The organism is Streptomyces sp. HUAS TT7 (assembly GCF_051550175.1).
Lineage (GTDB): Bacteria > Actinomycetota > Actinomycetes > Streptomycetales > Streptomycetaceae > Streptomyces.
Genome location: NZ_CP196175.1, coordinates 5,730,442 through 5,754,444, shown reverse-complemented (window position 1 = coordinate 5,754,444; position 24,003 = coordinate 5,730,442). Strand labels below are relative to the sequence as shown.

Genomic DNA, 24,003 nt, shown 5'->3' with positions numbered 1-24,003 from the left:
CAGCCAAAATGAGTGACACCAAGGCACGGATTCTCGATTCTGTGCGGGAGTACCACCTGGAGAAGGAGCCGTCCCGCGAGTTCGTGCCGGGAGTCAGCGAGATCTGGCCGTCCGGCGCGGTCCTGGAACCGGCGGACAGAGTGGCGCTGGTGGAGGCGGCACTGGACATGCGGATAGCCGCCGGCACCAGCTCCCGCAAGTTCGAGTCCCGCTTCGCCCGTTACATGAAGCGGCGCAAGGCCCACCTGGTGAACTCCGGTTCCTCGGCCAACCTGCTCGCCATGTCGGCGCTCACCTCGCCGCACCTGGAGGACCGCCGCCTCAAGCCCGGCGACGAGGTCATCACGGTGGCCGCGGGCTTCCCCACCACCGTCAACCCGATCCTGCAGAACGGCCTCATCCCGGTCTTCGTGGACGTCGAGCTGAAGACGTACAACACGACCGCCGAGCGCATCAAGGCCGCCGTCGGCCCCAAGACCCGGGCCATCATGGTCGCGCACGCGCTCGGCAACCCGTTCGAGGTGGCCGAGGTCGCGCAGATCGCCGAGGAGAACGACCTCTTCCTCATCGAGGACAACTGCGATGCGGTCGGCTCCCTCTACAACGGTCAACTCACCGGCACCTTCGGCGACTTGACGACGGTCAGCTTCTACCCGGCGCACCACCTGACGATGGGCGAGGGCGGCTGCGTGCTGACCTCGAACCTGGCGCTCGCCCGCATCGTGGAGTCGCTGCGCGACTGGGGCCGGGACTGCTGGTGCGAGCCGGGCGAGAGCGACCGCTGCTTCAAGCGCTTCCAGTACCAGCTGGGCACCCTGCCGGCCGGGTACGACCACAAGTACATCTACTCGCACATCGGCTACAACCTGAAGGCCACCGACCTCCAGGCCGCCCTCGGTCTGACTCAGCTCGACAAGGTCGACGACTTCACCGCCGCCCGCCGCCGCAACTGGCAGCGGCTGCGCGAGGGCCTGGAGGGTGTGCCGCACCTGATCCTGCCCGAGGCGACGCTGGGCAGCGAGCCCAGCTGGTTCGGTTTCGTCATCACCGTCGACCCCGACGCGCCGTTCAAGCGCAAGGAGTTGGTGAACTTCCTCGAAGAGCGGAAGATCGGCACCCGCAATCTGTTCGCCGGCAACCTGACCCGCCAGCCCGCCTACGTCGACGCCCCGCACCGGATCGTGGGCGACCTCACCAACTCCGACATCATCACCGAGCAGACCTTCTGGATCGGCGTCTATCCGGGGCTCACCGACGAGCACACCGACTTCATGACGTCCTCGATCCGGGACTTCGTCGCCGGCTGGTGACGGCCCCCGACACCCCTCCACCACAGCACCCTTGACGAGGAGAGAGCGTACATGTCGTCGACACTTGCGGAGCTGACTGAGCTTCAGCCGGTGGTCCAGCCCCGTGAGCCGGTGTCGGTCGCCGACCGGATCGCGGCGTCCGCGGCCTCCACCGGCGGGCTCCTGACCACCGGGGAGTTCCACCACTGGTTCGCCGAGCGCAGGAAGGCGGGCCGCTTCCACATCGAGCGCATCCCGTTCTCCAAGCTGCGCGGCTGGTCCTTCGAGCCGGACACCGGGAACCTGGTGCACTCCAGCGGCCGTTTCTTCAGCGTGGAAGGGCTGCACGTCACGACCGACGACGGCCCCCACAAGGAGTGGTACCAGCCCATCATCAAGCAGCCCGAGGTCGGCATCCTCGGCATCCTGGTGAAGGAGTTCGACGGCGTACTGCACTTCCTGATGCAGGCCAAGATGGAGCCGGGCAACCGCAATCTGCTCCAGCTCTCCCCGACCGTCCAGGCCACCCGCAGCAACTACACCAAGGTCCACCAGGGCACGGACGTCAAGTACATCGAGTACTTCACGGGCAGCGGGCGAGGCCGCGTCCTCGCCGATGTGCTCCAGTCCGAGCACGGCTCGTGGTTCTACCACAAGAGCAACCGCAACATGATCGTCGAGGTGGACGGCGACGTCCCGCTCGACGAGGACTTCTGCTGGCTGACGCTGGGTCAGATATCCGAACTCCTGCACCGGGACAACCTGGTCAACATGGACTCGCGCACCGTCCTGGCCTGCCTGCCCGCCTACCGCGCGGGCGCCGTGCGGGGGGACGATTTCAGCCAGTCCCTGGTGCGCTCGCGCGACCCCGAGGCGGGCGCGCTGCTCACGGACGTCGACCTGCTTTCGTGGTTCACCTCGGAGCGTTCGCGCTACGACGTGCAGGCCGACCGGATACCGCTGGACGACGTGCCGGGCTGGACCCGGGACGAGGCGCGCATCGGCAAGGACGACGGCCGCTGGTTCAACGTGGTCGCGGTCGAGGTGCAGGCCGGCAACCGCGAGGTGACGAGCTGGACGCAGCCCCTGATCGAGCCGTGCAGCCGCGGTATCGCGGCCTTCCTGACCCGTTCGTTCGACGGCGTCCTGCACGTCCTGGCCAACGCCAAGGTCGAGGGCGGCTTCCTCGACACGGTCGAACTGGCCCCCACCGTGCAGTGCTCGCCGGACAACTTCGAGGGCCTCCAGGTCCGCCCGCCGTTCCTGGATCTCGTCCTGGAGGCGGCCCCCGACCGCATCCGCTACGACGCCATCCACTCGGAGGAGGGCGGCCGGTTCCTGTACGCGGAGAACCGCTACCTGGTCATCGAGGCCGACGAACAGGACGCGCCTATTGAGCCACCGACCGGCTATCAGTGGGTAACGATCAGTCAGCTGACGGCGCTGATCAAGCACGGACACTACGTCAATGTGCAGGCCAGGACCCTCCTCGCCTGCCTCAACGCCATGGGACATCTGACGGATGACTGAACGACCCCTGCGCATCGCCGTCCTCGGCACCGCCGACATCGCCCGCCGCCGGGTGCTGCCCGCCATGGCGGCCGACCCGGAGGTCGAGCTGACCGCGGTGGCGAGCCGGGACGGCGGGCGCGCCAAGGAGGTCGCGGACCAGTTCGGCTGCGCGGCGGTCGAGTCGTACGACGCGGTCCTCGCCCGGGACGACGTGGACGCGGTGTACGTGCCGCTGCCCATCTCCCTGCACGCCGAGTGGGCGGGCCGGGCGCTGCGCGCGGGCAAGCACGTCCTGGCCGAGAAGCCGCTCACCGCCGACCGGCCGACCACCGAGGCGCTGCTCGGCCTCGCGCGCTCCTCGGGCCTGGTGCTGATGGAGAACGTCATGTTCGTCCACCATCCCCAGCACTCCGTCGTACGGGAGCTGGTGACGAGTGGCGCGATCGGTCAACTCCGGGCGTTCAGCGCGGCGTTCGCCATCCCGGCGCTGCCCGCCGGGAACATCAGGCACCGCCCGGAACTCGGCGGCGGCGCCCTCCTGGACGTCGGCTACTACCCGGTGCGGGCCGCCCTGTACTTCCTCGGCGCGGGCCTGGAGATCGTCGGCGCCGCCCTGGAGAACTCCGGCGGCTCGGCGGTGGAGACCTCGGGCGCGGTGCTCGTGCGCTCCCCCGCCGGGGTGCTCGGCCAGCTGGCCTTCGGCATGGAGCACGCGTACCGCTCGGCGTACGAACTGTGGGGCAGCGAGGGCCGGATCCGCGTCGAGCCGGCGTTCACCCCGCCCGCCGACCACAAACCGGCGGTGTGGATCACGGACGCCCACGGCCCGCGCGAGCTGACCCTGGCCCCGCACGACCAAGTGGCCGCCACGGTCCGGGCGTTCGTGCGCGCGGTGCGCTCGGGCGCCGTCGAGTCGCCGGACGCCGGGGAGTGCCTGGAGCAGGCGAGCCTGCTGGACGCGGTGCGAGCGAGGGCGACGTCTTCGATCTCACCTATTACACCTATCTCTTCGACTATCTCTTCGACTTCGCGACAGGAAGGGACCGACCGTGACCGTGACTGAGCAGCCGCCGCCGCAGACCGCGGCGGTGCGCGTCGCCGAACTGCACGTGCTGCGCGAGCAGGCCAAGCTCGGCCCCAGCGAGAAGGCGACCGAGGCCCAGCGCGCCAAGGGCAAGCTGACCGCGCGCGAGCGCATCGACCTGCTCCTGGACCCGGGCACCTTCCAGGAGGTCGAGCAGCTGCGCCGGCACCGCGCGACGGGCTTCGGCCTGGAGGCGAAGAAGCCCTACACGGACGGCGTGGTCACCGGCTGGGGCACGGTCGAGGGCCGCACGGTCTTCGTGTACGCCCATGACTTCCGCATCTTCGGCGGCGCCCTTGGCGAAGCCCACGCGACGAAGATCCACAAGATCATGGACATGGCGATCGCGGCGGGTGCGCCGCTGGTCTCGCTGAACGACGGCGCGGGAGCCCGCATCCAGGAGGGCGTCAGCGCACTGGCGGGCTATGGCGGCATCTTCCAGCGCAACACGAAGGCGTCGGGGGTGATCCCGCAGATCAGTGTGATGCTGGGCCCGTGCGCGGGCGGCGCGGCGTACAGCCCGGCGCTCACGGACTTTGTGTTCATGGTGCGAGAAACCTCGCAGATGTTCATCACCGGCCCGGACGTGGTGCAGGCGGTGACGGGTGAGGAGATCACCCAGAACGGCCTGGGCGGCGCGGACGTGCACGCCGGGGTCTCGGGCGTGGCCCACTTCGTCCACGACGACGAGGAGACGTGCCTGGCGGAAGTCCGCTACCTGATCTCCCTCCTCCCCTCCAACAACAGGGAGATGCCCCCGCCGCTGCCCCCGGGGGACGACCCGGCGGACCGCCGCAACGACGTGCTGCTCGACCTGGTGCCCTCGGACGGCAACCGCCCGTACGACATGCGCAAGGTCCTGGAGGAGATCGTCGACCACGGCGACCTCCTTGAGGTCCACGAGCACTGGGCCCGCAACATCATCTGCGCGCTGGCCCGGATCGACGGCCGCGTGGTGGGCATCCTGGCGAACCAGCCGCAATTCCTGGCGGGCGTCCTGGACATCGAGGCGAGCGAAAAGGCGGCCCGCTTCGTCCAGCTCTGCGACGCGTTCAACATCCCGCTGCTGACGATGGTCGACGTGCCGGGCTTCCTGCCGGGCGTCTCGCAGGAGCACGGCGGCATCATCCGCCACGGCGCGAAGCTCCTGTACGCGTACTGCAACGCGACGGTGCCCCGCATCTCCCTGATCCTGCGCAAGGCGTACGGCGGCGCGTACATCGTCATGGACTCCCAGTCCATCGGCGCCGACCTGACCTATGCCTGGCCGACGAACGAGATCGCGGTGATGGGCGCGGAGGGCGCGGCGAACGTCATCTTCCGCCGGGAGATAGCGAGTTCGGACGACCCGGAGGCGGTCCGAGCGTCGAAGATCGCAGCGTACAAATCCGAGCTGATGCACCCGTACTACGCGGCCGAGCGTGGCCTGGTGGACGACGTGATCGACCCGGCCGAGACGAGGGCGGTGCTGGCCGCGGCCCTGGCGATGCTCCGCACGAAGCACGCAGACCTGCCGTCCCGCAAACATGGCAACCCCCCGCAGTGAGGAGCGAGCGTGCCGAATGAATCGCCTGAACCGCTGTTCCGGGTACTGAGAGGCACCCCGACGGAAGCCGAACTGGCCGCCCTGACCGTGGTCCTCCTCTCCCTGACAGCGGAGCCCCCCGCGGCCCTGGCCCCGGTCATCCCCCTGGCAGCCTGGCGCCGCCAGCCGTACGAGCCACCGGTGAGCTGGCGAAGGGCAGCGTAGTCCCGCCCACACCGCCCCCCCGCCCCGGACCTGGCCGCCTTGGCGCGGGGGGGCGGAGGTCGGGCCGGGGGCAACCCAGGCCCACCAAGGGCACGGGGTCCGGAGGCCGGGCACAGCCCAAGCCCACCAAGGCCACGCGGTCCGGAAGTTGGGGGCCGGGCGCAGCCCAGGCCCATCAGGGGCGCGGGGAACTGCGCGACCAGCCACAGACGGCCCGCACCCGACGAAAAAGCGGGGCCCGGGGCGAAGCCCCATTCAAAGGGGCCCGGGGCGAAACCCCGGCCCCCCCCCGAGGCGGGCCAGGGCGCAGCCCAGCGCGCTACCGCCCGGACCGCGCAGCCCGGGCAATCGTGACGACGGCCTTCTCAAGGGCGTACTCGGGGTCGTCCCCCCCGCCCTTGACCCCCGCATCCGCCTCAGCCACGGCCCGCAGGGCCAAAGAGACCCCCTCCGGCGTCCACCCCCGCATCTGCTGCCGCACCCGGTCGATCTTCCACGGCGGCATGCCCAGCTCCCGTGCGAGATCCGCCGGCCGGCCCCCCCGCGCGGAGGACAGCTTCCCGATCGCCCGCACCCCCTGCGCGAGCGCGCTGGTGATCATCACCGGCGCGACCCCGGTGGACAGCGACCACCGCAGCGCTTCGAGCGCTTCCGCCGCCCGCCCCTCGACCGCCCGGTCGGCGACGGTGAAGCTGGAGGCCTCGGCGCGCCCGGTGTAGTAGCGCCCGACGACCGACTCGTCGATCGTCCCCTCCACGTCCGCGCAGAGCTGCGACACCGCGGAGGCCAGCTCGCGCAGATCGCTGCCGATGGAGTCGACCAGCGCCTGGCAGGCCTCGGGCGTGGCCGAACGCCCCAGCGCCCGGAACTCCTGCCGTACGAACGTCAGCCGCTCGGCAGGCTTCGTGGTCTTGGGGCACGCGACCTCCCGCGCCCCCGCCTTGCGGGCCGCGTCAAGCAGCCCCTTGCCCTTGGCGCCGCCCGCGTGAAGGAGCACCAGGGTGATCTCTTCGGCGGGCGCGTCGAGGTACGCCTTCACGTCCTTGACCGTGTCCGCGGACAGGTCCTGCGCGTTGCGTACGACCACGACCTTCCGCTCGGCGAAGAGGGAAGGGCTGGTCAGCTCGGCCAGCGTGCCGGGCTGCAACTGGTCGGAGGTCAGGTCACGCACATCGGTGTCGGAGTCGGCGGCCCGGGCGGCCGCCACCACCTGCTGCACGGCGCGGTCGAGCAGCAGGTCCTCCTGGCCCACGGCGAGCGTGACGGGGGCGAGCGGATCGTCGGTGGAGTTCTTCCTGGTGGCCATCGCCTTCCAGCATCCCACGGGCCACTGACAGTCCCGGCCCGCTCCTCGGCCCCCTCCCTCCCGTGCCACCCCCATATCGGAGAATGGCCAGGTGAACGATGTGACCCGACACGTACTGGTGCTCCCGGACCGCGATGCCGCCGAGGACGTGGCCACCGAGCTGACCGACCTCTTCGGCCTCGCCGAGGAACCTCAGCTCGTCCGCGACGCCCTGGCCGGCGAGGACGACGCCGAGGACGCCCAGTGGCTCGTCGTCGTGGAGGACCCGGACGCCCGCCTGGACCCCAAGGCCCTGGACGCCCTGGCCGCCGAACACGACGGCTGGCTCGAATCCCCCTGACTCGCCCGGGCTCAGCCCGTCTTCGGCACGATCTGGATGTCGAGGTCGATCGAGATCGAGGACCCGATCGCCGCGATGCCCCGCGCCAGCATGGTCTGCCAGGTGAGCGTGAAGTCCTCGCGGTGCAGTTCGGTGCTGGCCCGGCAGGCGCCCCGGGTCTCGCCTCCGAGCCCGGTGCCGAGCCCCAGGTACTGCGTGTCGAGCGTCACCGTGCGGCTCACACCGTGCAGCGTGAGCCCGCCGATGATCGCCCACCGGCCGCCGCCCCGGTGCACGAACCGGTCGCTGTAGAACTCCATCGTCGGATAGCTCCCGACGTCCAGGAAGTCGCCCGACCGCAGGTGGTCGTCGCGCATCTGGACGCCGGTGTCTATGGAGGCGGTGTCGATGATGACGTGCATGGCGGACCCCTCCATGCGCTCCCCGATCCGGATGGCCCCGGCAAAGGTGTTGAACCGGCCGTGGATCCGGGCCAGGCCGATATGGCTCGCGGTGAAGCCGATCTGGGAGTGCGTCGGGTCGAGCTCCCACTCGCCCGGGTCGGGCAGCGAGGGAGGGGCCGCGACCTGGAGCGTGACGTCGCCGAGCGCGGCGAGCCCGCTCGCGCTGACGGTGGCATTGGCGTGGAAGGGCGTAAATCCCTCGGCCGTGACGGCCAGCCGGTACTCACCCGCCGGAACCGTCGTGACCACCGTCCCGAACGGGTCGGTCTCCCCGCCCACGACCCGGCGGCCCGAGGCATCGCTGACCACGAACTCGGCCCGCGGCACCGGCTCGCTGACCGGATCGAGCACCCGGCAGCTGAGCACGCCCGCGGTCGACGGGACGGACAGGCCGGCCAGTGGCCCGGTACGAAGCGGAGAACTGGTCGAGCTCTTGCCGAACCAGCGGCTGAACACTGTGTACGCACCCCCGTGCGTTGAAGTTTCTGCCGGGCCGCGCAGGGGGCAGACATCCTCGTCCGTCCTCGCCACAGCAGGACTGCGGCCCCTTGACGAAGATGCATTCGATCACTGTTGTGCTGTTCGAGGCAAACGCGGCGCCTGGGCACTGTTGAGGCACCTGTCACCAGAGGCCCGAATTGGCCATTCCGCTTGCCCGGCCCGAACGGCCCGCGTTCCGCCCCCTCCGAACCCCGCTCTCCCCCGCAAGCCCTAGGTCCGGCGCCCGAGGCACTCAGGCCCCAACCGCCGCTAGCGTAACGGGACATGACGACACGCGAGCCGGCGCGCAGCCGCGAACAACGCAAGCAGGACGTTCTGACCCGCCTCGAAAACGACGAGGACGCCTGGGTCGCGACAGCCTCCGCCTCCGGTGAACCCCACCTCATGCCTCTCTCCTTCGTCTGGGAGGACAGCTCCCTGCTGATGTGCACCCGCCTGACCAACCCCACCCTGCGCAACCTCCGGTCCGGCGACCGCCCGGTGCAGGTCACGCTCGGCCACACCCGGGACGTCGTGCACATCACCGGCACCGCCACCGTGATCCCGGCCTCCGAACTCCCGAAGTCCTCGGGGGACGCCTTCGCCGCCAAGATCATCTGGGATCCGCGCAACAGCGGCCCCTCGTACACCTACTTCCGCGTCGTCCCCCAGCGCATCCAGGCCTGGCGCGAGGTCAACGAAATCCCCGACCGCGACCTGATGCACGAGGGAATCTGGCTCGTCTGACCCGCGAGACCACGGGGCACCCGGCGCCTCCCCGGCCGGCCCACGCCTTGGCCGCACCCCCGTCAGGGATCCCGCCCCCGAGGTACGGCCCGCAGCCCGTCCCCCACCCCCGTGACCGCGATCGCCCCGTCCGTGTCCGTGCGCAGCACCGCCGCACCCCACGCGCGCAGTAGGGCGACGGTGCCGGGCGCGGGGTGGCCGTACCGGTTGCCCCGGCCGACCGAGATCAGCGCCAGCCTCGGACGTACGGCTTCGAGCAGCGCGGGGTCCTGGTGTGCCGATCCGTGGTGGGCGACCTTGAGGACGTCCACCCGCCCGAGCCCCGGGGACCGCCTCAACAGCCCACGCTGCGAAGGCGGTTCGAGGTCGCCGGGCAACAGCAGGGTCAGCCCGGCGGCGGTGCGGACGAGCAGGGTGACACTGGCGTCGTTCGGCCCGTCCGGCACCGGTCCGGGCGCGGGCGGCGGCCACAGCACCTCCCACGAAAGCCCGCCGAGCTCCCGCCGTTCCCCGTACGCGGCCGGCACCACCGGCACCCCGTCCGCGGCGGCGGTGCGCCGCACGAACGCCGCCTGTTCGGGCGGCTCCGCGAACCCCGTCGTCTCGATCAGCCCGACGGACCGGCCCCGCAACACCCCTGCCAGGCCGCCGACATGATCGGCGTGGCCGTTTTCTTCGCGTTCAGCATGTCTCATGAGACAGACGGCTTGTCACGTTCCGGACGCTTGACCTGGGGTTTGCATCGCGAGGGAAGTCCCTGGGCCAGCTGGGGCGCAGTCGTTGACTGGCACAGTTCGAAGCACTCAATTCTTCACCCGCGAGGGTTACTCGACGATGTCGAGCACACGTCCTCGCGCCTGGGCATGTTCCACCCTGACCGGCAGCGGCGGGTGCGGCGCGAGCTGGCAGCGGCCGAGCGGGCGGACGGGAAAATCCCTCGGTGACCGGAGACCGGCGCTGCCAGACTGGACGGTCTGTGCAGGCGATGTGAGGTGGATGCCGGAAATGGATCATCAGGTGGTGATCGCTCAGAATCGGGAAGCTCTTGAGGCGACCCTCCAGTTCGGCGAGCGCGCTGTGCGTGAGCTGGCGTGGACTCCTGGTCCGGCGTCCCAGGCGGAGGCCGAACTCGCCAACAACGAGACCGGCCAGAGCGGTCACTGGGGCGAGCGGCCGGTGCGGACCGCGTATGCGGCGGCGAATCTCATGATGGGCGCGGTCCTGGACGATCTGGGGGCTTTGCAGCAGTTGCTCGGCGATCGCATGCCCGTGATCGGCCCGACGGTCGTCGCGCGATCTGCAGTCGAGATCGCGTCGACGGTTTGGTGGCTGATGGAGCCGGGGATCGGTGCGCGAAGGCGCGTGTGCCGAGAGCTGGTGCTCAGCCTGAAGAGCGCCCGCCGGGCGAAGCAGGTTGCCCAGGACATGGGGGCAAGCCAGGCGGTGGCCGACGCACTCCAGCAGGAGTCCCGGGTACTGCAGCGTATTGCGGAGCTGATCGTGGGACAGCCCACTTCAGGCAATCGGCCTGTGATCGAGGGCGAGCAGGCGGAGTCGGCCACGGCCGGCACGGCCAAGATGCTCAAGGCTGCGCTGCCTGCGAATGCCTCGGCGGAGTCGGTCTATCGCATCTATTCAGCGGTGACCCATGGCGAGCTCTATGGCTTGATGAACTTCATGGCGCCGGGCGTCTCCTCGACCGGAGAAGCCGTCCTGCACTGGCACTTGGACCCCGATGTCCTGGACAGCACGGTCCAGATGGCGATCGTCGCGTTCCGGGAGGCATACCGCCGGAGCCATCAGGTGATGGGATGGGGGAAGCTGGAAAGCGACCTCTGGGAGATCAAGCTGGGGAAGATCTTCAACGCCGCGTAACCGCGACGGAGGGGTAGGGGCTGCCGACAATGGCCCCTGCCCGCCCGGCATCAACCCGTCGTGCTCTCCTCTCCCTTGTTCTTACTCTTGAGGAAGCTCGCGGCCATGAACGCCAGCAACACGCCAAGTGCAGCCGTGGCGGCTCCGGGTGTGCTCATCCCTTCGAGGACACGAGGCTCCCACTCGGCCACTTCCGCCGGATCCAGGGCAGTCGGAGGCCAGAACTGCAGGAAGGTGGGTGTTTCCCCGGGCTTCGAGCTGAACAGGAGCTTGCTCCTCAACTGACAGGCGATCCTCCCCGTGTTCTCGGACAGGGACGCCGCAGGGATCGAAGGCGAGACGGTCGTGGGCCGGGTGGCATAGCCGACGAGGATCCAGTCGACCGTTGCCGTGTACCACTCCTCCTCGCCGATCCTGTGACCGGAGACCTCGTGGACGCGTCGCAGGAAGGCCTTGGGCGTGCCGACCCAGGCATTCCATCGGATCGGGGCATAGACGTCAGTGGAGCCGAGCCCGGCCAGGAAGCCGTTGGCCTCGGTGCCCACCCAGGAGCACGTCTTGGCGATCAGCAGGTCCTTGACCGCGGACTCTAGGGGACTGAGCGTTTCCTCTCTCGTCAGCAGGCCGACCAGGACGTCCTCGATGTGCTTCTCGTCGATCTCCAGAGGCGTCGTGAACTCCGCGACGACTGCGTCGAAGGAGGTCATGAGCACGAGCCGATCTCCGAGACCCTCGACGTCCTCACCCATCGGGGAGGGGAAGGAATTCCCGTCCCCGAAGTCGCGCGTGTTCGCACTGATGAAGTGCACCGTTTCACCCGGATTCTTCGTCAGGTAGTCGATCACGGAGAGCCAGATCGCCGCGTCCCTCGCGCCGCCCTTGGCCTTCGCATCTGCGCCTTTGGCCGGCTTCTCGCAGTGTGCTTCCCTCGACAGCGCCTGCCGGGCGACGTCACCGGAGGTCTCGATGATCTCGAACAGCTCCCCGTACTTTTGCCGCCAGTAGCGCCGCGCTTCCTCGGGGTCGAACGCGCGCGGCTCGGCTTCCAACCGCCAGGGCGTGACACGGTTCAGGGCTCGGACCGCGGAAACTGCCTCCTGGTGGGCCTCGGCCTGCCGGATCACTTTCTGCGCGACCAGCTCCTCCTGGACCATCCAGGGGATGGCGACCCTGTGCCGGCCGGACCTCTTCAGAGCGCGCAGCAGGTCGAACTTGGGGGCATCCGGACTCAGTCCGAACAGCGCGTTCGAGTCAAAAACGATCACGCACGTCTCCTCGACAAGGGTGTTGCCAAAGCATCCCAGAGGACGGCATCGCACCTCCTGGGATTTCAGACGCGCAAGCATCCGCCCTCGTCCGGGAGAGGAGGAGGGAGCGGCGGCCTGTCTCAGAGGCGCGTCGGACTGTCCGATCAGTGCCTAGCCACCGTTCATCCAGGAAATCTGTCCCTTGTGTCCCTGATGCCGAAGTGGGCGAGGCCCGGACCGTGTGGGCTGCGTGGGCTGCCGTGCCACGACGATCTAGGCCTTGTCCGTGTCAGGTTCACGGGCGGCCGAGGGCCCGGAAGGTCCAGCCGGCCTCGCGCCAGGTGTTCGCGTCAAGAGTTCCCTGTCCGTCGACCACCTTCGGGTTCGCGGCGCGGGCAGCGAGAGTGTGCGGGTCGATGTGCGAGAACTGCGGCCACTCGGTCAGGTGCAGCAGCAGGTCGGCGTCCTGGACGGCGGCGATCGGGTCGTCGACGTAGTCGAGTTCGGGGGTGCTGCTTGCGGGCGTTGTCGAGGGCCTGTGGGTCGGTGACGGCGAGGGCGGGCGAGTCGCGGATGTCGTCGGTGTTCGGCCTGAAGGCGGCGCCCCAGACGGTGATCCGCTTGCCCATGAGGGTGCCGTCGAGCTGCTGGCGGACGAGGTCGACCATGCGTTCGCGGCGCCGGTTGTTGAGGACAGTGACGATCGCCGTGGGTGGTCGGAAGTAGAGCCAGGCGGCCTGGGGCAGACCGGGAGCCTGGCTCCGCGCGTGTCAGGCTGGAGAGTGACAGCTCATTCGTCCTCGGTTGTCCCTCGGCGGCGGGAAGTCAACTCGACAACGGTGCGTTCGCTTCGCTTGCTGAGCTCCTCTCGGAGGGCTTCGTTGTCGTGGTGCAGAGCGGCGATTGCCGTGGCGGCGGCCTTGAGACGCTTCTCAAGGCCAGTGCATTCCTGAGTCTTCGCCCTCAGTTTCTTGAGGAGTTCCGCGATCTGCCCGTCGCGTTGCGCCTCGCCGCGGGTGACCTTCCCGTGGACTGCGACGTAGGCGTCCCACTCGGCGAGGATGCTGGGGGCCCGGTTCATCGTCGCCCGGCTGACCTGGGCTTCTCTCCAAAGGTTCTCCTTGGTGAGCTTGCCGTCCGTGTGCTGGGGCTTGCCTGCGATGAGCCGTTGCATGGCGGCCCGGAGGGCCTGGGCTGTTTTGTCGGACACTTGGTCCTTGGCAGGGCGGGCAGTGCTCATGCGGATGCCTCTTGGACTTGGTTCAGGACGGCCTCGGCTCGTTCGGCTTCGCGGGTGATGACGGCTCGGCGGCAGGGTGCCAAGCCGGGGGTCTGAAGAAGCTTGAGCTGAGTGCGGTGATGGGAGTCGTAGATCGGGACATGCTCGACGCCGATCATGCTGTTGCCGCAACGGTCGGGACGGCAGCGGTCCGGCAGCGGACCCGTGTGGCCTTCCGGGATGATCGCGTTTTCGAGGCAGACCGCCCCGGCGGGTTGCGAGGCGTCGTAGAGGCAGTTGTTGAGGACGCCAAAACGGATGGTGATTCTGGCCTTGCGCAGGAGGTCCTCTTCGACGCGGGAGCTGACGTTTCGGGCTTTGACGGTTGCGATGATCTGGTCGAAGGCGGCTTTGACGCGGTCGGCTCCGTGGCCGAAGCCGATGGCCTCTCCGTCCTTGTGGGCCTGGTAGAGGTTCTTCAGTCGCCGGAATCGGGCGGCGTCGATGGCGCTCTCAAGGTGCTTGGCCCAGGCGTCGTCTGCGGCTGCATAGCCGCGGGTGGAGCTGTTGGCGAGAGCCCGGGTAGCGATGTGCTTGAGCTGAATGCCCAGGGCGATCTCCGATCCTGCGAACTGGTCGGTCAGCATCGCCATGGTCTTGCGGAACATGTGGGGCGAGGCATCCCCTTCAGGGATCCGGTCGAGCCCTGACCAGCCTCGGCCTTCGTTGACGAAGGCGATGAAGGAACTCACCATCTCAGAGCCGTCGATGGCCTCGTCGGAGTCCGGCCTCTGGATCGGGGCGAAAACCCGGTCGGGGTGTACTGAGACGATTTCAGCGACCGCGATGGCCTCGGCAACCGGCTCGGAGATCCACCAGTGCTTGCGGGGCTTGTTGCTGTTGCCCTTACTCAGGGTCGAGGCGATGGCGGGCGAGTTGTAGTGCTCGACGATGCAGTTGCGGCCGATCTTGTGCAGCTCCGAGTCGCGCATCATCGACAAGGCCGCGACCAATACGAACGCGGCATCCCGCAGCACCGTTTGGAGTCTGTGGAGTTGCTGGGCGTCGAAGCCGGGGTGCCATGGGCCGACGCTGCCGTCCGGTCGGGTGACCTCCGCCAGGTCCTGCACGGGTCCAGCATGAGTGAACCGGCCGTCGGCAACGGCGTTCAAGACCATCTCGCGCCGCTCGCGGCTGCTGGGACGGCGGCGTTCGGAGAACAGGGCATGGTGAAGCTCTTCAGCAACGCCAAGGAACAGAGCCATCAAGCGCCAGTTGACCCGCGGGGGCTGCTCTTCAGGCCGGTCACGGTCGTAGTAGACAGGGACCTTGTTGGCCGGGTCGGCTAGCCACGCTTTGAGTTCTGCGGTCTTCCCTGCAGTGGACAGACCGGCGGCCTGGCGGAGTTCGCCGTAGCATCGCACGGCGCGGAGAATGTCCGGCGCGAACGTGTGGATGAACGCCCAGGCCGCACGAATCAGCGGGAACCAGATTTCCGGTGCGACGGCCTGCGTGGACAGTTCGGCCGTCTTGACGTACTTCGAGACCTGGCGGGCGCTCTTCCCGGGCCAGGGGTCCGCCGTGAGCCAGCCGACGGTGAGCACCTCGCTGAACGCGTACATCTTCTTAAAGAGCCCGACGTGCCCATGGACCGATGCCGGACGCAGGCGTTTGGCCAAGTCCTTGACGTGGCGCTTGAGGTCGGCGGCCTCCCACTCCGAGGGGGTATCAGGGAGGCCGTTCTTGCGCCCCCACTTGACCGCTGCTCGAAGGCACGAGAGTGCATTACGCAAGGTGGTCACCTCGGCTTCGGAGTAGCCGAGATGGATGCCTCTGTCCTGCAGCGTCTCGTGCCGCGGATTGGAAAGGATCATCATGACTTCGCGGGCCAGCAGGTTCCATGCCGGCGGCTCCAGGACACCAACGAAGTTGATCTTCCACTCGCAGACGGAGAAGTTGGCCGGCCGCTCGAGAACACCGTTGTAGTCCCAGCATCTGATGTCGCCGAACACGGGAATCCGAGCGTCCGGGCGTCGAGCATCCTTGTGCAGTGGGCGGCCCTGGACGACGGGTTCGTCCGCGGGAAAGAGAGGGATCCACTCGGCTGCGGGGCTCGTCAGGATCATGAGTCGAACTCCACGCGCGCGGACAATGGAAGGTCCAAGGTGACCTCTCCGGCTTCGATGTGCATACGAGCCAGCGCGATCTCCTCGTCGCTGCGGTCGGCGAGGATCGCTTTGAGGTTTGTGTAGGACTGGCCCCAGTGTTTGGTGAATGCCTGCGGCGTCAGCCGCCGCTTGACTCTCTCCAAGTGAGACTGGAAAAGCAGCAGTTGCGGAAGCTGACTGGGCATCACCCAGGCGTTGCGGCACTCCAGACACCGCAGCGGGGCGACCGCGCAGAGCTCACCGGGCGGGCTGTAGGGACCGTCGTATGGGTTCTTGCAGTGGGAAATCCCCATGTCGAGCTGGCCTTGGACGATCCCGTCCGCTTCCTCGGGCTGCAGCCCGAGGGCCTGGAGTGTCGTGCTGTCCCCCGCCGCCTCCGCCACGTCGGGGGTGATGACGGTGGGTCCTCCAGTTGCCTTGCTGAACCAGTGGTCTTGGGCCGTGGTGATCACTTCGCCGGAGATCACCCGCAGGGTCGTTCCCTGCGCGTAGTGGCCAGCGAAGGTTTCTTCCAGGTGGTCGTCGGCGGCCTCGCTGATCCGGCCGCCACTCACGATGGCTTTCTCGACCTTGGTCGATTTCCGCAGTCGGCCGATGTGCCGGTCCCCTTCGATGGTCACGCCGACGGAGTCCAGCCACTTCCCGAAAGCCATCGAGGGAACCACTGGGTCCCAGCGGCAGAACTCGATCTCCAGGTTGGCGTGCACCACGGCCCGGACGAAGAGGGTGTTGGTGAGGTGCGGTGTCCGTTCCCGGACCTTCTCAGTGGCCTGAAGCAGGCGGCGCACGATCGCGCTCGCTTCCCGGCGGGGCTTGTCGTGGCTCTCGTGTTCACTCCGCTCTCCCGCCTCCTGCTGGGGCTGGGCGGCGTCACGGAAGGCTCGGTGCCGCAGCCGCTTCGCGCGGTCCTTGACCAACGTGAGCCGGACACCCTTGGGGAGGAACTCGACGTCGCCGGGGCCGAAGTCCGTCACTTCCTCGGAGGCATGTCCGGTGGCATCCATCAGCAGCACCCGGAACGCATGTAGGTCCAAGGTGGTCGGATAGAGACGGCTCAATAGCCGGCTGACCAGCATGATCTTTGCCGTGCAGGAGTAGATGTGCCCGTCCGGCCTGGTGATGAGCGCGCGCAGGTCCTCGGGCCACTGGGAGGCGGGAGGAAGAGCCCGGGTGATCTCCTTCGGGTGGACCGTGTTCTGGGACAGGATCCACAGCAAGTCGGCGATGTTGAACCAACTTCCCTGGTCGGGGTGCTGTCCCTGCCCGGCCAGGGCCCAGCCCTCGTCCAGGCGCTTTTGCAGGGCGTTCGCCGAGGTCCACGCGGCTCGGACCATGGCCTGCTTCTCTGCGAGCTTGAACTCATCGCGTTCGTTCGTCTCACCCCAGCCGATCAGAATCGAGCCGCGGGCAAGGCGGGCGAGGCCCTCGTCGACGCTGCGGTGCCGATGGTCGTCGCGCCGGACGATCAGCACATGCATGGCGCGGGCCAGTATGGCGGGCCACTGTGACCCCGCGGTGAAGTCGGCCGGTAGATTCCGCTCCCACTTCGAGAGGACGGGCTTCAGCCCGGGGCTCTCCAGTGTCATCAGCCCGGCGTCCGCCTCGGCATCCGCCGTCTCGCAGAGCTTCTCGATGGCTCTGCGGTAGCTGTCCGAAGGGCCGGCGGTGAGGCCAGTGGAGGCGACGTACTCAACCCACTCGTCCGCCAGTTGAGCGGCCAGCCGCGAGCATCGGTAGGCGGCCGGGTCGACGTACTGCAGCACTTCCCGACCCCGGCTCGCCGTGGAGACGACCCGCAGCCCCAGGCCGGACGTCCCCGTCGGGGCGTCCAGGGCCTCGAGCAGGCGTTGTTGGACGACGCGCTTCCTGGGCATCAGCCCTCCATGCTCTTCAAGGCGGGCTTCTCCACACGGAAGGCGTGGGAGGCGATCTGTGCGTAGGTGGTCTGTTCGTCGAGGTCGCCGAGCCAGTCGCGGAAGGCCGCCTCAAAGTCGTTCACCAGGTCGTCGGTGTACTGGAGATAGTCGTAGGTGGTCGACGGGTTCGAGTGGCCCAATCTGCGGCTCACGATCAGCAGCGGGTTGTAGCGGATGTTTCCCGTCAGGTAGGAGCGGTGACGGCGGCGGCGGGCTGCCTGATCTGGCTCTTCACCGTCCATCTGCCGTTCCAGGTAGGTCAGTAGCTGCAGGGCGTAGGTGTGGCGGAGGTCGTGCCAGCGCCACCTCTTCGCGGGCATCAGCGGCGTGGTCTCGTCTGCGAGGGCTTCCATCCGGCGCCAGGCGTCGTGGCGGTAGCGCTTCCACGAGTCGGCCAGTGGCATCAGGCCGCCCCGGCAGACGAAGAGAGTCAGGGCCTCCAGCCCGAACTCCCCCTCCCGCACGGTGATCCGCCGCAGGTCGGGGTCCATCGCGGACATCAGGAACTCCTGCTGGATCCCGTCGAGCGTGCCGCGAACCAGGCCCGTTGCGGGTTCGATGCGCGAGACGACGAACAAGTCCCGGTGCAGCCGGCCCAGCCTGCGAGCGGCAGCCTCCACCACATAGGGCCTCTCCAACAGGCAGTAGGTCTCGGCCGAGTCAACGGAGTCCTCGGGGGCGTAGATCGTGCGTTCCTTGCCGTACTTAGCGCAGGCCTGGACCTTGAACTCGGCCGCTTCACCGGGGCGCCCCCATCCGATGCCCAGCTCGGGCAGCAGCACGGTCGCCCATTCCTGCCACCGCATCCCCGTTCCCAAGGCCAGGTCGCAGGCACACCGGCCGCGGTGCGGGCCGCTGGCACGAAAGGACCGGTTCACGCTCGAATCGGGCCGCTGCCCGCCCAGCCCGACATCCCGGAAATACCGGAACTGGTCGAAGGTCAGATGCCGGATATCCATACCGAGACGGATCCCCGAGGACAACGCATTCCGCCCCCGCGCGGCGACCCGCATCGGGGCGCTCTCCAGGCACTTCCGGTCCTTGACGGCGTACGTGTAGAACTTGTCGATGACCCCGGACTCCTTGGTCCACGCCGCATGGCCCACCGGCCGGGATGGCTTTCGAGCGGGCACCCCCTCATCGGCGGCCGTGGTTCCCTCGGCCGAGTCGGCCAACCGGGTCCGCTGGGTGCGCGACCGCTTGTAGGCGACGAGGTCAGACTCCGTCGCCGACAAAATGTCACGGCCACGCTTGCGCTGGTGTACGTCGACGCGGGCCATGATCCGGCCGTACTCCTTGAGCGTCGACTTCGCCAGTTCCTCGTACGACATCTTCCGGCCCCACGAGCAGTACGGCTCCACCGGCATCATCGTCTCTTCATCGAGGTAGATCGGCGTGCCGTCGGAGATCGCCTGCTTGTCGAGCAAGGCAGCCACCTCGTCACCCGACAACAGCGGACTGTCCAAGTACTTCCGAGCCAACTCCACGTCAACTGAAAACAGTTGCACTCTCTCTCCTTCCTGAGACACCGCGGAGAAGAGAGATAGCAGCGAAGGAGATTCGATGTACGACGCGTTCACTGAGACGAGTTACAAGGGATGAGACAGAACTGAAGTGCCCGAAGAAGAAGTGGGTGAGGAGGAGCAGCGGAATGCGGTTCACCCCCAGCTCGTGCAGACAGCGGTCGACCGGCAGAGCCTCGGGCCCGGTGTCGATCACCACCGCCGTGCCCGCCCCGGCGGCCAGCACCGTGGCATCGCCCTGCCCCACATCGCACATGGCGTACGACCAGCCCGGCGGCGGCCAGCCCGTGACGATCCTGGTCAGCGGGGCGGGCCGCACCACGGCGAGCAGCAGAATGAGCGCCAGCGCTGCCGCCGCCCAGGGGTATCGGGGCAGCCGCCGCGCCACGAGCACCGCCACCCCGGTGACGACGGCGAGCAGCGCTCCCCCGCGCCAGCCGCCCGGCCACCCCGACTCCGCCCCGGGCAGGGCCGCTCCGGTGCGGGCCACCGACGCGATCCAGCCCGTGGGCCAACCAGCGCACCAGGCAAGGAATTTGGCGATGGGCATCGCGATCGGTGCGGCGGCGAGTGCGGCGAAGCCCGCGACCGTCGCCAGCGCCACCGCCGGCTCGGCCAGCAGATTGCAGGGCACCGCGACCAGGCTGACCCGCGCCGCGAACACGGCCACCACAGGAGCGCACACCGCCTGCGCCGCTCCCGCCGCCCCCAGCACCTCGGCGAGCCGGGGCGGCACCCCGCGCCGTCGTAGTGCCGCGCCCCATCCCGGCGCGATCGTGAGCAGTGCCCCGGTCGCGAGCACCGACAGCAGAAACCCGTAACTCCGGGCCAGCTCGGGGGCGTACAGCACCAGGAGCAGGACGGCGGCGGCCAGCGCGGGGATCAGCGATCTGCGCCGGCCCGTGCCGATCGCCAGCAGCGTGACCAGGCCGCAGGCGGCGGCCCGCAGCACGCTCGGCTCCGGCCGGCACACCACGACGAAGGCCAGCGTGAGCGCCCCGCCCAGCACTGCGGTCGCCCTCAGGGAGATCCCGAGCCGTGGCGCGAGGCCGCCCCGCTCGGCCAGCAGGGCCTTCCCCGGCGATCCGATCAACAGGGCAAGCATGATCGCGAAGTTGCTTCCGGATACCGCCATGACATGCATGAGGTCGGTCGACTCGAAGGCGGCGCGCAGCTCGGGCGTCACCCGGGACGTATCACCGACGACCAGACCGGGCAGTAGCGCCCGCGCATCCGGCGCAAGCCCGTCGGCCGCCTCGCGCAGCCCGTCCCGCAGCCCACCGGCCAGGCGCTGCAGGCCAGTTGGCGGCCCGGTGATGCGGGGCGGCCCGTTCGGGGCCCTGAGCAAGGCGGCGATCTTCCCGTCGCCCGGCGCGAGCCGCGCGGTCACCCGCACCCGGGTGGACGGCAGCAGCCCCTGCCAGCTCGCGGGCGCGATGACGAGGACGGGCGTGTGGACCCGATCGACTCTGCCGCCCGGCCCGAGGACCCGCTCGACCTCGCCATCCACCGCGAACGAGGCACCGCCCCACCCGGCTGACCGCGTCGGTCTCGGGTCCCCCCGGACCACCAGCTCCACGGTGGCCTGCCCGAACTCCCGCGCCAGCCCCGGCAGAGGCCCCCGCCGCGCCTCGGCAGCCTGCAGCCCCCCGGCCACGATCCCCGCCGCCGCACAGACCAACACCCCCGCGACAGCACCCCGATACCTCCAGACCCCACCGGCCCCCAGTGCCTCATCGCGCTCGCCGACTACACCGACGTGACGGCCTCCCTCCTCCCGGCCCCGCTCGCGAACTCCACGTACCCCCGCGCCCGAGATCCACCCCGGCAGAGCCCGCCGGACGACCGGCGCCACCAGCACTCCTGCCACGGCGAGACACGCAACAACACCCCAACTCGCCGCATCTGCGGAGGAGTTGAGCGCCGCAGCCGCGCCACCCCACACCCCCAGCGCCGGGCCGATCAGGCGCAGGTCCGCCGGTCCTTCCTGATACGGGTTGGCCGCGCCCAGCCGGTGGCCCGACTCGGCATGGATCTCCAGGCGGTTCACAGCCGCACCAGCGCTTGCAGATCGTTGAACCTGCGCTCGCCGATGCCATTGACCTCCCGCAGTTCATCGACCGAGCGGAAGCCGCCGTGCTGGGCGCGGTAGTCCACGATGTGCTGCGCGAGTACGGGACCGACGCCGGGCAGCCCGTCCAGCTGCTCCGCCGAAGCGGAGTTGAGACTGACCGGCCCGCTCGATCCGCTGCCGGCGCCACCTCCGGGACCGGCACCGCCGCCCGTGCCGGAGGGCGCCGCGCCCGGCACTCCGGCCAGCACCTGCTCGCCGTCCGTGAGCAGCCGCGCCCGGTTGAGGCCGGTCAGATCGGCACCGTCCCGCACCCCACCCGCCGCGGCCAGCGCGTCGGCGACCCGCGATCCGGTGGGCAGCCGGTAGATCCCCGGCCGCAGCACCTTCCCGCCGACGTCCACCACGAGCACTCCGGCCGGCGACGGCACCGCGTTGGCCACCGGCCGAGGCGTCGCCGCGGCGCTCGCCGCACGTCCCGATGCGCCGCCTTCCGCGCTCTTCGCCCCGGGCAGCGGCGGCGCCGGCCCGTCGACCAGGTCAGGGGCACGTACGGACTGCGGGCGCCCGGCCCAGAAGTGGTGTACGGCAAACCCCGCCGCGACCACCAGGACCACACACAGCGCGGCCAGGCTGCGCGGCGCGAGACCGAACCTCAACTGCGCCCACACCGGCAGCCGTTCCCGCACCGCCACCCAGACCCGCTCGCGCACACGCGGACCAGCGGGGTCGGCCGACAGGGCCGAACCGATCGGCCCCTCCTGCCGGGCAGCCCGCTCGGGTACAGACGGAGGTGCCAGCGCCGACTCTCCGAGGGTGCGCGCAGTCGGGGCGACGGGTTCGCGCGGCGGGGCCGCCGTGCCCGGTGGCGGCGGGAGGAACAGCGCGTCCGCGCGCCTGCGTGCGGTCAGGGCGGAGACGTGGGCCTGGGCGGTGCGGCTTCGGCGGGCGTGGCCCGGGCGGGCCCGGCCGTCGGAGCCAGGGGCCCGGCCCGGTCCGCTCGTGGCGGTGCGTGGTGATCGGAGTGCCATGTCACGAGACGTTAGGCACCCGAGCGCGAGCCCGCTGAGCAGGCCCAATTCCGGTGGACCGCAAGCAAGTTGTGGATAACTCCGCCACTCGTACGAGGGAGCCCGGCCCGGTCCGGACCGCTCGGCGGGGCGGCCACGGCACGTCGACGCCCCTCAGTTCGGCCGACTCGACGGCCCCGAACCGCCCCACCGGGCTCAGCGCGGTGAAACGATCGCCCCCAGCAGCCCCGGCCCCGTGTGTGCGCCGATCACCGCTCCGACCTCGCTCGTGTACAGGTCGACCAGGCCGGGCACCCTTGCCCGCAGCCGGTCGGCGAGGGTGGCGGCGCGTTCCGGTGCCGCGAGATGGTGCACGGCGATGTCGACCGGGCTGCTCCCGGCCCGGTCGACCACGATCTCCTCCAGCCGGGCGATGGCCTTCGAGGCGGTGCGCACCTTCTCCAGCATGTCGATCCGGCCGCCGTCGAGCTGGAGGAGCGGCTTGACCGCCAGGGCCGAACCGAGCAGCGCCTGAGCGGCCCCGATGCGGCCGCCGCGGCGCAGATAGTCCAGGGTGTCGACGTAGAAGAAGGCGGAGGTCTCACCGGCGCGCTTTTCCGCGGCGGCCACCGCCTCGTCCAGCGTGCCGCCCGCGTCCGCAACCTGGGCCGCGGCCAGCGCGCAGAACCCGAGAGCCATCGCGACCATCCCGGTGTCGACCACCCGCACCGGCACCGGGGCGTCCTTGGCGGCGAGCACGGCGGCGTCGTAGGTGCCGGAGAACTCGGCCGAGAGGTGCAGCGAGACGATCCCGGTCGCCCCGGCTTCGGCGACCTTGCGATAGGTGGCCGCGAATACCTCGGGGCTGGGCCGGGAAGTGGTGACGGGACGTCGTTTCTGCAGGGCAAGCGCCAGCGAACGGGCCGAGATCTCGGTGCCCTCCTCCAGCGCCTGGTCGCCCAGGACAACGGTCAGCGGCACTGCGGTGACACTGTGCCGCTCCATCGTCTGCGGCGGCAGATAGGCCGTTGAATCGGTGACGATCGCGACATGGCGGGACATGAGCGGGAGGTTACCCGCCGAGGCCGCCGGACGGCAGTCCGGCCCTGGTGGAATGATCAGTTCGGGTCAGCGCCAGGCGCCCTGTTCCAGCGCCTTGACCTGGTGTTCGCCGGGTCAGCTCGTGGTTTCGGGGCGCGGCGCCTTCTGCCAGGGGTACGTCACCGGCGCCTCGGCGGCGCCTATCGCCTGAGGTGCCTGGGCCGGCGGTTCGGGTCGCGTCTGCGCGCCTCGCTCCGGCGCCGGAGAAGGCGACGGCTTGCTCTGCGCGGGCGCCGGGTTGTCCGAAAGGTCGCCCCAGGAAACGGACTCGCCGTTGGTCGGCCCCTTGGTCGACCAGTCCCGCAGCGCTCCCGACTCCATCTCGATCTGCTCGCTGAGCGAGGCGAGATCGTCGTCGGCGAACTGCCGGGCCCGGTCCAGCGCGGCCCAGCGCAGCGAGTCCGCGGAGTGCGTGATCCGCTCGGTACGCTCGCGGAGCTCGGGCATCCGGGCCGCTATGGTGCGCTTGTCCGGCTCCCGCTCCAAGCGCCTGAGCTCGTCGTCCAGTTCATGACCGTGTGCGCTGAGCCGCTCGAACAGGGCGAGCGACTCCTTCAGGGACTCGTCCTCGGCGAGGCGCGCGTGCAGCGCGTCCTGCGTGGCCCGCATCGACGTACGCAATGAAAGCCGCAGCTGGGCGAGCTGGCCCGCGACGCCCGGCTGGCCCACGCTCTTCGCGCGCAGGGTGGTGTCCTCGACGGTCCTGCGGGCCTGCGTGACCGTACGCTCCACTCCGCGCTTGGCGGCGCCGACCACCTTGACCGTCACATACACGCCGAGCACCACGAAGGCGACGAACAGCAGCGCCAGGATCAGGATCGCGGCTTCCATGAACGTCCCCTCGGTCGGTCGGCATCATCCCCTCCACCGTAAACGGAACGGGCAGGCCGTGGGTTCCCGTGGAACCCCCAACCTGCCCGTA

At 69.5% G+C, this 24,003-nt stretch carries 19 protein-coding genes and 2 pseudogenes; 8 read left to right on the top strand and 13 right to left on the bottom strand.

Annotated elements, in window-relative coordinates:
• Positions 1–8: 8 nt before the first annotated feature.
• From rfbH to ACSHXC_RS25895, 5 genes are read left to right on the top strand one after another with little or no spacing between them, the layout of a single operon-like run.
• Positions 9–1,310, top strand: a complete 1,302-nt coding sequence (gene rfbH / locus ACSHXC_RS25915) for a lipopolysaccharide biosynthesis protein RfbH (RefSeq protein WP_386002865.1) — start codon at positions 9–11, stop codon at positions 1,308–1,310.
• A 51-nt stretch (positions 1,311–1,361) separates the two neighbouring features.
• Complete coding sequence (locus tag ACSHXC_RS25910; RefSeq protein WP_438293868.1) at positions 1,362–2,819, top strand: NDP-hexose 2,3-dehydratase family protein; 1,458 nt, start codon at positions 1,362–1,364, stop codon at positions 2,817–2,819.
• On the top strand, positions 2,812–3,864 hold the full coding sequence (locus ACSHXC_RS25905) for a Gfo/Idh/MocA family protein (RefSeq protein WP_438293867.1): 1,053 nt from the start codon (positions 2,812–2,814) through the stop codon (positions 3,862–3,864). The genes ACSHXC_RS25910 and ACSHXC_RS25905 overlap by 8 nt, the downstream gene beginning before the upstream one ends.
• On the top strand, positions 3,857–5,431 hold the full coding sequence (locus tag ACSHXC_RS25900) for an acyl-CoA carboxylase subunit beta (RefSeq protein ID WP_438296829.1): 1,575 nt from the start codon (positions 3,857–3,859) through the stop codon (positions 5,429–5,431). The genes ACSHXC_RS25905 and ACSHXC_RS25900 overlap by 8 nt, the downstream gene beginning before the upstream one ends.
• A gap of 9 nt (positions 5,432–5,440) precedes the next feature.
• Positions 5,441–5,635 carry an acyl-CoA carboxylase subunit epsilon gene (locus tag ACSHXC_RS25895; RefSeq protein ID WP_438293866.1) on the top strand — a complete coding sequence of 65 codons (195 nt, stop codon included), beginning with the start codon at positions 5,441–5,443 and terminating at the stop codon, positions 5,633–5,635.
• A 319-nt stretch (positions 5,636–5,954) separates the two neighbouring features.
• Here ACSHXC_RS25895 and holA read toward each other — a convergent pair whose 3' ends face one another.
• Positions 5,955–6,941 carry a DNA polymerase III subunit delta gene (gene holA / locus ACSHXC_RS25890; RefSeq protein WP_438293865.1) on the bottom strand — a complete coding sequence of 329 codons (987 nt, stop codon included), beginning with the start codon at positions 6,939–6,941 and terminating at the stop codon, positions 5,955–5,957.
• 91 nt (positions 6,942–7,032) lie between these two features.
• On the opposite strand from holA, the gene ACSHXC_RS25885 reads away from it, so the two are divergent.
• Positions 7,033–7,281, top strand: a complete 249-nt coding sequence (locus ACSHXC_RS25885; protein ID WP_189964280.1) for a hypothetical protein — start codon at positions 7,033–7,035, stop codon at positions 7,279–7,281.
• A gap of 11 nt (positions 7,282–7,292) precedes the next feature.
• Here the strand turns inward: ACSHXC_RS25885 and ACSHXC_RS25880 are convergent, their stop codons facing one another.
• The gene (locus ACSHXC_RS25880) at positions 7,293–8,180 is read right to left on the bottom strand and encodes a YceI family protein (RefSeq protein WP_438293864.1); all 888 of its coding nucleotides are present in this window, start codon (positions 8,178–8,180) and stop codon (positions 7,293–7,295) included.
• A gap of 309 nt (positions 8,181–8,489) precedes the next feature.
• On the opposite strand from ACSHXC_RS25880, the gene ACSHXC_RS25875 reads away from it, so the two are divergent.
• Positions 8,490–8,951, top strand: coding sequence for a pyridoxamine 5'-phosphate oxidase family protein (locus ACSHXC_RS25875; RefSeq protein WP_438293863.1), 462 nt, complete (start codon positions 8,490–8,492; stop codon positions 8,949–8,951).
• Between the two features lie 62 nt (positions 8,952–9,013).
• Here the strand turns inward: ACSHXC_RS25875 and ACSHXC_RS25870 are convergent.
• Positions 9,014–9,616: pseudogene (locus ACSHXC_RS25870) on the bottom strand (ComEC/Rec2 family competence protein); the annotation flags it as partial.
• A gap of 340 nt (positions 9,617–9,956) precedes the next feature.
• Here ACSHXC_RS25870 and ACSHXC_RS25865 point away from each other — a divergent pair.
• Positions 9,957–10,826: a hypothetical protein gene (locus tag ACSHXC_RS25865; protein WP_438293862.1), complete on the top strand. Its 870-nt coding sequence runs from the start codon at positions 9,957–9,959 to the stop codon at positions 10,824–10,826.
• 50 nt (positions 10,827–10,876) lie between these two features.
• On the opposite strand, the gene ACSHXC_RS25860 is transcribed toward ACSHXC_RS25865, so the two are convergent.
• The 10 genes and pseudogenes from ACSHXC_RS25860 to ACSHXC_RS25815 all read right to left on the bottom strand — a co-directional run bounded on the left by ACSHXC_RS25860 (position 10,877) and on the right by ACSHXC_RS25815 (position 23,912).
• Positions 10,877–12,172 carry a PIN domain-containing protein gene (locus ACSHXC_RS25860; protein ID WP_438293861.1) on the bottom strand — a complete coding sequence of 432 codons (1,296 nt, stop codon included), beginning with the start codon at positions 12,170–12,172 and terminating at the stop codon, positions 10,877–10,879.
• Between the two features lie 196 nt (positions 12,173–12,368).
• Positions 12,369–12,524 carry a hypothetical protein gene (locus ACSHXC_RS25855; protein ID WP_438296827.1) on the bottom strand — a complete coding sequence of 52 codons (156 nt, stop codon included), beginning with the start codon at positions 12,522–12,524 and terminating at the stop codon, positions 12,369–12,371.
• 339 nt (positions 12,525–12,863) lie between these two features.
• The gene (locus tag ACSHXC_RS25850) at positions 12,864–13,313 is read right to left on the bottom strand and encodes a hypothetical protein (protein WP_438293860.1); all 450 of its coding nucleotides are present in this window, start codon (positions 13,311–13,313) and stop codon (positions 12,864–12,866) included.
• Complete coding sequence (locus tag ACSHXC_RS25845) at positions 13,310–15,418, bottom strand: integrase (RefSeq protein ID WP_438293859.1); 2,109 nt, start codon at positions 15,416–15,418, stop codon at positions 13,310–13,312. The genes ACSHXC_RS25850 and ACSHXC_RS25845 overlap by 4 nt, the downstream gene beginning before the upstream one ends.
• Complete coding sequence (locus tag ACSHXC_RS25840; protein WP_438293858.1) at positions 15,415–17,334, bottom strand: hypothetical protein; 1,920 nt, start codon at positions 17,332–17,334, stop codon at positions 15,415–15,417. Before ACSHXC_RS25840 ends, ACSHXC_RS25845 begins: the two co-directional genes overlap by 4 nt.
• The gene (locus ACSHXC_RS25835) at positions 17,334–18,884 is read right to left on the bottom strand and encodes a hypothetical protein (protein WP_438293857.1); all 1,551 of its coding nucleotides are present in this window, start codon (positions 18,882–18,884) and stop codon (positions 17,334–17,336) included. The genes ACSHXC_RS25840 and ACSHXC_RS25835 overlap by 1 nt, the downstream gene beginning before the upstream one ends.
• An 82-nt stretch (positions 18,885–18,966) precedes the next feature.
• A pseudogene (locus ACSHXC_RS25830) lies at positions 18,967–20,910 on the bottom strand (ComEC/Rec2 family competence protein); the annotation flags it as partial.
• A gap of 35 nt (positions 20,911–20,945) precedes the next feature.
• On the bottom strand, positions 20,946–22,001 hold the full coding sequence (locus ACSHXC_RS25825) for a helix-hairpin-helix domain-containing protein (protein WP_438293856.1): 1,056 nt from the start codon (positions 21,999–22,001) through the stop codon (positions 20,946–20,948).
• 195 nt (positions 22,002–22,196) lie between these two features.
• Positions 22,197–23,042: a DegV family protein gene (locus tag ACSHXC_RS25820; protein ID WP_399485944.1), complete on the bottom strand. Its 846-nt coding sequence runs from the start codon at positions 23,040–23,042 to the stop codon at positions 22,197–22,199.
• Between the two features lie 114 nt (positions 23,043–23,156).
• Positions 23,157–23,912 carry a hypothetical protein gene (locus tag ACSHXC_RS25815; RefSeq protein ID WP_438293855.1) on the bottom strand — a complete coding sequence of 252 codons (756 nt, stop codon included), beginning with the start codon at positions 23,910–23,912 and terminating at the stop codon, positions 23,157–23,159.
• Positions 23,913–24,003 lie beyond the last annotated feature (91 nt).